We start from the raw sequence: 2,022 nt of genomic DNA on the forward strand, positions 1-2,022 counted from the left end.
CCCGCAGGGCGGCCAGCTCGGTCCGCAGGCGGTGCAGCTCCGCCCGCTCCTCGGAGCTGAGCGGCGCCGCCGGCGTGGTCTCCGGTGGCGGATCCGGTGCTCGGTCCGGTGCCGGATCCGGGGCGGTCTCCGGGGTGGCGGTCGCGGTCGGGGTGCCGGGGAGGTCGGGGCCGGGCGGGTCGGGTCGGTCGACTGTGGACATCGCGGGCCCTCCTCGAACGCGGCCGGATGACGCGCACCCTCCACCCCGAACGGGGGCCGGGCATCACCCCGTCCGGGCGACTCGTCCACCGCCCCGGCCACCGGCCCGGCCCCACCCTGTTCCCTTTCCGCGAGCCGTCCCCGACCCTTCACCCATGACCAAGAAGGCGAAGGCGGCGCAGCGCCTCCCCCGGGCCCTCTACGAGGCCGAACTGCTGCGCCTGCAGGGACAGCTCGTCCAGTTGCAGGAGTGGGTGAAGGCCACCGGGTCGCGGGTCGTCGTGATCTTCGAGGGGCGCGACGCGGCGGGCAAGGGTGGCGCGATCAAGCGCGTCGTCGAGCACCTCAACCCCCGGGTCGCCCCGATCGTGGCCCTCCCCGCGCCCACCGAGCGCGAGCGGACCCAGTGGTACTTCCAGCGCTACGTCGAGCACCTGCCCGCCGCCGGGGAGATCGTGCTGTTCGACCGCTCCTGGTACAACCGCGCCGGCGTCGAGCGGGTCATGGGCTTCTGCACGCACCAGGAGTACACGCGGTTCCTGCGCCAGTGCCCGATCTTCGAGGACCTGCTGGTGGAGGACGGGATCCTGCTCCGCAAGTACTGGTTCTCGGTCAGCCCGGAGGAGCAGGAGAAGCGCTTCCGCGACCGCGTCGAGAACCCGTTGAAGCAGTGGAAGCTCTCCCCCATGGACCTCGAGTCGATCGCCCGGTGGGACGACTACTCGCAGGCCAAGGACGACATGCTCGTCCACACCGACACCGAGACGGCACCGTGGACCATCGTCGAGTCCGAGGACAAGCGCCGCGCCCGGCTGAACATGATCGCCCACCTCCTCGACAGCATCCCCTGGGAGCCCGTGCTGCGACCCCCGCTCGCGATTCCCACCCGCCCCCGGAGCCGCGGCTACGTCCGCCCGCCCCGCGAGCTCGACCGCGAGGTCCCCGACCACGCGAGAACCCTGCTGGCGAAGGAGGGCCTCGCCTGACGAGCACGACCGCGCCTCTCGCCCGCGACGGGTGAGGTGCCGTTCCGCGACCCCGGGCCGCGCTCGCCTCGCCCGCGTCGAGCAGCGACAGGTCGAGGACGGGAAGGGCGGCGATCACGGCTCTCCTTCGCGATCGTCCCGGCGGAGGACGTGATCGAGACCCGATCAGCACGCGCCCGTCAGGACGAGGTAGCCGTCGACGCGGCAGAGCCCGTCGGCTTCGGGGTCCGGCGGCAGCGCGTGGCCGAGGTCGCGGCTGCGCACCTCGCCGATCCACTGGTCGTGCTGGTACTCGTGGTTGATCACCGCCGTGAGCAGGTGCGTGGCGACGATCGCGAGCTGGTCCGGCGCGCCCACCCGACCGCCCGCGATGTCGCCGATGCGGGCGTGCACCCGTTCGGCGACGACGTCGCGGAACTCGCCGAGGCGCGCGACCGTGGGCAGCGCGCCGCGGAACTTCTCGGGATTGGCCGAGTCCATCAGCGCGTCGAGCTCCGGGTCCGGGCTGGGCTCTGCGGCGGTCAGGTTGCGGATCATGAAGTGGGCGACGTGGGCCTGGTGGCCGAGGTGCCAGCCGATCGCGCTGGACTCCTCGTGCGGGCGCCAGGTCAGCTCGTCCGGGCTGAGGTCACGCCAGAGCTGGTCGGTGTAGGCGCGGGCCCGGTCGTACTCGCGCAGGAGCTGCTGCACGGCGTTCATGTCTCACCAGTCCCGTCGTGGTCGGGGTCAGGACCCGCCGGAACCGGGCCGAGCCGGCCGCCGGGTCGTTGCGAATCTAGGCCCGGGGTTCCACAGATGATCCGGGTCTGACGACTCGTCCGAGGCTCGCACCGCT

The 2,022-nt window shown here is 72.6% G+C and carries 2 protein-coding genes and 1 pseudogene; 1 reads left to right on the forward strand and 2 read right to left on the reverse strand.

Going from position 1 to position 2,022, the window contains the following annotated elements:
• A pseudogene (locus LWC33_RS34565) lies at positions 1-202 on the reverse strand (hypothetical protein); the annotation flags it as partial.
• A 154-nt stretch (positions 203-356) separates the two neighbouring features.
• Between LWC33_RS34565 and ppk2 the strand changes: the two are divergent.
• Positions 357-1,187, forward strand: coding sequence for a polyphosphate kinase 2 (gene ppk2, locus LWC33_RS34570; RefSeq protein ID WP_233308923.1), 831 nt, complete (start codon positions 357-359; stop codon positions 1,185-1,187).
• A gap of 165 nt (positions 1,188-1,352) precedes the next feature.
• Here ppk2 and LWC33_RS34575 read toward each other — a convergent pair whose 3' ends face one another.
• Complete coding sequence (locus tag LWC33_RS34575; protein WP_233308924.1) at positions 1,353-1,886, reverse strand: DinB family protein; 534 nt, start codon at positions 1,884-1,886, stop codon at positions 1,353-1,355.
• Positions 1,887-2,022 lie beyond the last annotated feature (136 nt).

The organism is Pseudonocardia terrae (assembly GCF_021343995.1).
Taxonomy (GTDB): domain Bacteria; phylum Actinomycetota; class Actinomycetes; order Mycobacteriales; family Pseudonocardiaceae; genus Pseudonocardia; species Pseudonocardia terrae.